This is a genomic window from Stenotrophomonas sp. 2YAF22, assembly GCF_052114665.1.
Taxonomy (GTDB): domain Bacteria; phylum Pseudomonadota; class Gammaproteobacteria; order Xanthomonadales; family Xanthomonadaceae; genus Stenotrophomonas; species Stenotrophomonas indicatrix.
Genome location: NZ_JBFRFE010000210.1, coordinates 1 through 6,270, shown reverse-complemented (window position 1 = coordinate 6,270; position 6,270 = coordinate 1). Strand labels below are relative to the sequence as shown.

At 66.7% G+C, this 6,270-nt stretch carries 6 protein-coding genes; all 6 read left to right on the top strand.

The window, feature by feature from the left end:
* Positions 1-404 precede the first annotated feature (404 nt).
* The 6 genes from folP to ubiB all read left to right on the top strand — a co-directional run bounded on the left by folP (position 405) and on the right by ubiB (position 6,259).
* On the top strand, positions 405-1,301 hold the full coding sequence (gene folP, locus AB4Y84_RS10250; RefSeq protein ID WP_363731148.1) for a dihydropteroate synthase: 897 nt from the start codon (positions 405-407) through the stop codon (positions 1,299-1,301).
* Positions 1,301-2,254 carry a tRNA (adenosine(37)-N6)-dimethylallyltransferase MiaA gene (gene miaA, locus AB4Y84_RS10245; RefSeq protein WP_442244579.1) on the top strand — a complete coding sequence of 318 codons (954 nt, stop codon included), beginning with the start codon at positions 1,301-1,303 and terminating at the stop codon, positions 2,252-2,254. The genes folP and miaA overlap by 1 nt, the downstream gene beginning before the upstream one ends.
* A gap of 95 nt (positions 2,255-2,349) precedes the next feature.
* On the top strand, positions 2,350-2,625 hold the full coding sequence (gene hfq / locus AB4Y84_RS10240; protein ID WP_442250092.1) for an RNA chaperone Hfq: 276 nt from the start codon (positions 2,350-2,352) through the stop codon (positions 2,623-2,625).
* A 14-nt stretch (positions 2,626-2,639) separates the two neighbouring features.
* Positions 2,640-3,950, top strand: a complete 1,311-nt coding sequence (hflX, locus tag AB4Y84_RS10235) for a ribosome rescue GTPase HflX (RefSeq protein WP_312786608.1) — start codon at positions 2,640-2,642, stop codon at positions 3,948-3,950.
* 96 nt (positions 3,951-4,046) lie between these two features.
* Positions 4,047-4,541 carry a CinA family protein gene (locus AB4Y84_RS10230; protein WP_025878918.1) on the top strand — a complete coding sequence of 165 codons (495 nt, stop codon included), beginning with the start codon at positions 4,047-4,049 and terminating at the stop codon, positions 4,539-4,541.
* 35 nt (positions 4,542-4,576) lie between these two features.
* Positions 4,577-6,259: a 2-polyprenylphenol 6-hydroxylase gene (gene ubiB / locus AB4Y84_RS10225; protein WP_442250091.1), complete on the top strand. Its 1,683-nt coding sequence runs from the start codon at positions 4,577-4,579 to the stop codon at positions 6,257-6,259.
* The last annotated feature ends 11 nt before the right edge of the window (positions 6,260-6,270 follow it).

Below are 6,270 nucleotides of genomic sequence, written 5' to 3'. Positions count from 1 at the left end.
CCCCGCAATCCGACACCGCCCCGCCTTCGACAATTTCCCGCTGCTGTTGGGCCGCTGTTGGTAGGTGTCGAGCTTGGTCGACACGGTAGATCCACGCCATGCGTGGATGCTCTTCGTTCAATTGTCGAGATACTCGATTCCTATGGAGATTCATCCACGCACGGGGTGGATCTACCGGCCACCGGGAAACTGTCGAAGGCGGGATGGGTCAGGTTGCGGGGGTGTCCGCGGCATGGATRCCGCGGCCAAGCCCCCAAGGATGGGTTCACGGCGTCCCCCGCAACCGGACCCACCCCGCCATCCCACGGAAACCCGCTGTTGCTGTGGCTTGCGCCCTGGCCTCTGCGGGTGTAGGGCGCAGCCCTGCCGCCGTAAACTAACCTTCGTTGCCTGCAGGATTGACCATGTTCGACATCTCGCCCCAGCTCGATTGCGCCGGCCGCATCCTGCGCCTGGACCGTGCCCGGGTCATGGGTATCGTCAACGTCACCCCGGATTCGTTCTCCGATGGTGGTGCCCATGACACCAGCGAGGCGGCGGTCGCGCATGGCCTGAAGCTGGTGGAGGAGGGCGCCGACCTGCTCGACATCGGCGGCGAATCGACCCGTCCGGGCGCGGCACCGGTGTCGATCGACGAAGAACTGCGTCGTGTCGTGCCAGTCATCGAGCAGCTGGCAGCGCGCACGGCGGTCCCGATCAGCATCGATACCTTCAAGCCGGAGGTGATGCGTGCCGCGGTTGCTGCAGGCGCCGGGATGATCAACGACATCTTCGGCCTGCGCCAGGACGGTGCGCTGGAGGCGGCGGCGGACGCAGGCGTGCCGGTGGTGCTGATGCACATGCAGGGCGAGCCGGGTCACATGCAGGCCGACCCGCAGTACGACGACGTGGTCGGCGAGGTCCATGGCTTCCTGGTGCAGAGGCTGTTCGCTGCGGAGATGGCCGGCATCGCGAAGAAGAATCTGGTGATCGACCTCGGCTTCGGCTTCGGCAAGACCACGGCCCACAACATGACGCTGCTGGCCCGTTCGGAGCGTTTCCTTGAACTGGGCGTGCCGATGCTGGCCGGGCTGTCGCGCAAGCGCAGCCTGGGCGAGCTGACCGGTCGCCAGTCGCCGGCAGAGCGTGTTGCTGCGTCGGTGGCCGCGCATCTGATCGCCGTGCAGCGCGGCGCCCGTATCGTGCGCGTGCACGATGTGGCAGCGACGGTCGATGCGTTGAAGGTCTGGCTGGCGGTCGAGGCGGTACCCGCCGTGCGGGTGGATGCCAAGCCCACCCTCCGCTGGCCGGACGAAGACTGATGGCAGTGGATCAGCGGCCGCTGGCGATCGCCGTGATGGGGCCGACCGCCAGCGGCAAGACCGCCACCGCGATCGCGCTGGCGCAACAACTGGACGGTGAAATCGTCAGTGTCGATTCGGCGCTGGTCTATCGCGGACTGGATATCGGTTCGGCCAAGCCGGATGCTGCCGAACGCGCACAGGCACCGCACCACCTGCTGGACCTGCGCGATCCCTGGCAGACCTATTCCGCCGCCGAGTTCGCYGCCGACGCCGCCCGCGTGGTGGCCGACATCGTCGCCCGAGGCAAGACGCCGATCCTGGCCGGCGGCACGGGGCTGTACTTCCGCGCGCTGTTGCAGGGTCTGTCGCCGATGCCGGAGGCCGACCCGGCGATGCGTGCCGTGCTGAGCGCCGAGGCCGCCGAGCGAGGCTGGGCTGCGCTGCACGCCGAACTGGCCGCCGTTGACCCCTCCGCCGCCGCACGCATCCATGCCACCGACCCGCAACGTATCCAGCGGGCACTGGAGGTCTACCGGCTGACCGGCACGCCGATCAGTGAATGGCAGCGCCGCCCCGGGGTGGCCCCGTTGCCGGTGCGCACGTTGAAGCTGATTCTGGCGCCGCGCGACCGCGCCGTCCTGCACCAGCGCATCGAGGCCCGCTTCGACGCCATGCTCGCGCAGGGCTTCCTCGACGAAGTGCGCGCCCTGCGTGCATTGCCGGAAATGCGGGCGGTGGCCGCACCGCTGGACCTGCCCGCCGTCCGCGCGGTGGGGTATCGCCAGGCCTGGGAGTACCTGGACGGCGACGGGGACTTGGCCCGCTTCCGTGACAAGTCCATTTTCGCCACCCGCCAACTGGCCAAGCGCCAGCTCACCTGGCTGCGCGGTGAGCTTGATGCGCGCTGGTTCGACCCCCATATGGATGGAGAGCGCCTGGCGGGCGCGGTGTCGACCTTCGTTGCACGCTGAACCGGCGCTGGCCGTGTACCATCATGGGCCGGCAAGCGGCTCGGGGGCCGCGGCAACCGCCGGCTACCAATAAGAACAATAATCAGGAGTGTGCAATGTCCAAGGGGCAATCGCTGCAGGATCCTTTCTTGAATGCACTGCGGCGCGAGCGCGTGCCGGTTTCGGTGTACCTGGTCAAYGGCATCAAGCTGCAGGGCACGATCGAATCGTTCGATCAGTTCGTGGTCCTGCTGCGCAACMMSGTMAGCCAGATGGTCTACAAGCACGCCATYTCCACCGTGGTGCCGGCGCGCAACGTCAAGGTCGGCCCGGGTGGTGGGTACGTGCAATCAGGTGAGGATGGTCAGGCGGGTGATGAAGCAGACGAATGATGTTGGAGCGGTGAATGTTTGACCGCTCGAAAAAGGGCGAACACGCCCTGTTGATCCAGCCGCATTTCGGCAAGCTGGAAGACGATGTGCTGGAAGAATTCGGCGATCTGGCCCGCTCGGCCGGGGCCAGCATCGCGGTGACCATCACCGCGCGCCTGGATCGCCCCAACCCGTCGACCCTGATCGGCAGCGGCAAGCTGGATGAGATCAAGGCTGCCGCCGAAGCCACCGGCGCGGACCTGATCCTGGTCAACCACGCGTTGAGCCCGGGCCAGGAACGCAATCTGGAGCGTTTCCTCGAGCGCCGGGTGATCGACCGTACCGGTCTGATCCTGGACATCTTTGCCCAGCGTGCGCGCAGCCATGAAGGCAAACTGCAGGTCGAACTGGCCCAGCTGCGCCATATGGCGACACGGCTGGTGCGCGGCTGGACCCATCTGGAGCGCCAGCGTGGTGGTTCGATCGGTCTGCGCGGCCCGGGTGAAACCCAGCTGGAAACCGATCGTCGCCTGCTGCAGAAGCGGGTTGAACAGCTGCAGAAGCGGCTGGAAAAAGTCGAAGTACAGCGCACCCAGATGCGTCGTGCGCGCGTGCGCAGCGAGTTGCCGCGCGTGGCCCTGGTGGGCTACACCAATGCCGGCAAATCGACCTTGTTCAATGCGATGACCGGCGCCGAGGCCTATGCGGCCGACCAGTTGTTCGCCACCCTGGATCCGACCGTACGCCGGATCGCCGTGCCCGGTGGCAACGTCGTGCTGGCCGATACGGTTGGTTTCGTACGCGACCTGCCGCATGACCTGGTGGCGGCCTTCCGCTCCACCCTGTCTGAAGCGCGGGAAGCGGATTTCCTGCTGCACCTTGTCGATGCCGCCGATCCGCACCGCGAGGAGCGCATCGCCCAGGTCGATGAAGTACTGACCGCCGTCGGTGCCGGCGACCTTCCGCAGTTGCTGGTGTTCAACAAGATCGACCGCATCGAGGGTGCCGACGTGCGCCACGACGGTCAGGACGGCGTGCCGGATGAATCGCGGCGTGAGCGGGTGTGGATTTCCGCACGCGACGGGCAGGGCATCGAACTGTTGCAGGCCGTGCTCGGCAAGCGGTTGGGTCTGCAGCACGTCACCGGCGAGCTGCGCCTGCCGCCAAGTGCCGGCCGCCTTCGCGCGCGCCTGCACCAGTTGGAAGTGGTGCGCAGTGAAGAGGCTGATGAAGAAGGCTGGCTGTTGCAGGTCGATCTTCCCATCGCCGAGGCCGAGAAGCTGGCGGCCAGCGCCGATGGCGAGCCGATCCGGGCCCTGCTGCCGGAGAAGCTGCCCGAATGGTGAGGGAGTGCCGGCCGTTGGCCGGCATGTCCTGCGGCCGCGACACCACCCTGCCATCTGCGGTACAACGTGCAGGTTCTTCACTTTTCAGCTACCCCGATGGCCTTCCCGACCGACGCCGAACTCAATGCCCAGGCCGCTGCGCTGGGCCAGCGCCTGCAACAGGCTTCGCTGCAACTGGTGACTGCTGAAAGCTGCAGCGGTGGCTGGATCGCCAAGTGCATGACCGACATCGCCGGTTCCTCGGCGTTCTTCGACTGCGGCATGGTGGTTTACAGCTACGAAGCCAAGCAGCGCCTGCTCGGCGTGCGCGCGCAGACGCTGGAACAGTTCGGTGCGGTCAGCCGCGAAGCCGTGCTGGAAATGGTGTCCGGGGCGCTGGTCAATTCCGGTGCCGGCATCGCGGTGGCGGTGACCGGTATCGCAGGTCCGGGCGGTGGCAGCCCGGACAAGCCGGTCGGCAGTGTCTGGATCGGCTGGAAGCGTCGCGGCGGTTATGCCCGTGCCGAGCTGTTCCAGTTCGATGGTGACCGTGAAGCCATCCGTCGGCAAACCGTAGCGGCGGCATTGCACGGTATCGACGCCCAGCTGTGACATGCTGCTCCGGCAATCAACCGGAGTAGGCAACGATGTGGGAGACGCTGGGCACCGTCCGTGACCTTGGTCGGCTGCAGGAAATCGCCGCCGTCCTGATCCGCTATGGCTTCGGCGACGTCGTGCGGCGCATCGGCCTGGCCACGGTACTGGAACGTGCCGGCCGCCTGCTGCACTGGAACGAGGAGCGGCAGGAAATGCTGCGGATGACCGCGCCGGTGCGCGTGCGCAGCGCCCTGCAGGATCTCGGGCCGACGTTCGTGAAGCTGGGCCAGGTGCTCGCCACCCGCGTCGACCTGCTGCCACCGGACTGGATCGCCGAACTCTCCGAGTTGCAGAACGCGGTCCCCGCATTGCCCTACGAGAAGATCCGCGAACAGCTGGAGGCCGACCTCGGTGCGTCTCCGTCGCAGGTGTTCGCCTTCCTTGATGAAACCCCGATGGCCGCTGCTTCATTGGCCCAGGCCCACCGTGCGCGACTGCGCGATGGCCGGGAAGTGGTGCTGAAGGTGCGTCGCCCCGGTATCCGTGACGTCGTTGAAGCCGATCTGCGATTGCTGGCACGGCTGGCCGAGATCGTTGAGGCGCGCCTGCCCGATCTGCGCCGCTACCGCCCCGCCGAGGTGGTGCAGCAGTTCACCGTGTCGCTGCGCCGCGAGCTGGATTTCGCTGCGGAGTGCCGCAATGCCGAGCGCATCGCGCGCAACTTCGAAGGGCGTGACGACATCCTGATTCCGGCGGTGCACTGGCAATGGACCTGCGAAAGCCTGAATGTCCAGGATTTCGTCGACGGCATTGCCGGACGCGATCTGGCCGGTGTCGATGCGGCCGGCATCGACCGCCGTGAACTGGCCCGGCGTGGCGCCGACATCGTATTGAAGATGGTGCTGGAGGACGGCAGTTTCCATGCCGATCCGCACCCGGGCAACATCATCTACCTGCGCGACGGCCGCATCGGCGTGATCGATTTCGGCATGGTCGGCGCGTTGTCGGAGGTGCGTCGCTTCCAGGTCGCGCAGCTGCTGCATGGTCTGGTTGAACAGGATCCGCAGGGCGTGGCCGATGTGTTGCTGGACTGGGCCGGTGGCGTGGAAGTGGACGAGAACCGGTTGCAGCATGACATAAGCCTGTTCGTCGACCAGTACCGCGGCGTGCCGCTGAAGGACCTGCGCATCGGCCTGATGCTGGGCGACATCACCCAGCTGCTGCGCAGCTACAACCTGACCCTGCCGGCAGACTTGGCGCTGATGATCAAGGCCTTCCTGACCCTTGAGGGCATGGGCCGCCAGCTCGACCCGGATTTCGACATGGCCAGCGCCGCGCGCCCGTTCCTGGAGCGGGTGGTGCTGCAGCGCTATGCGCCGCGGGCGCTGTTCAAGCGTGGCCGACGCAGCTTGCTCGGCATGATCGACTTTGCCGGTGAACTGCCGCGGGACCTGCGCAAGCTGGTCCAGGCGGCGCGCCGTGGCCGCCTGCAGCTCAAGGTGGAGACCAGCGCGCTGCAGGGCTTCGGCGACCAGGTCAATCGTGCGGCGAACCGCTTGGTGATGGGGATCGTCACCGCAGCCTTGATCATCGGCTCCTCGATCGTGATGCACAGCGTAGGGGGCGTCTCCAGCCGCTGGCTGCTGGCGCTGGGCGTGTGCGGTTTCATCGGCGCAGGGTTCTGCGGGGTGTGGATCCTGTTCTCGATCTGGCGSAGCGCCAAGCACACGTAGTGTGCTTGGGG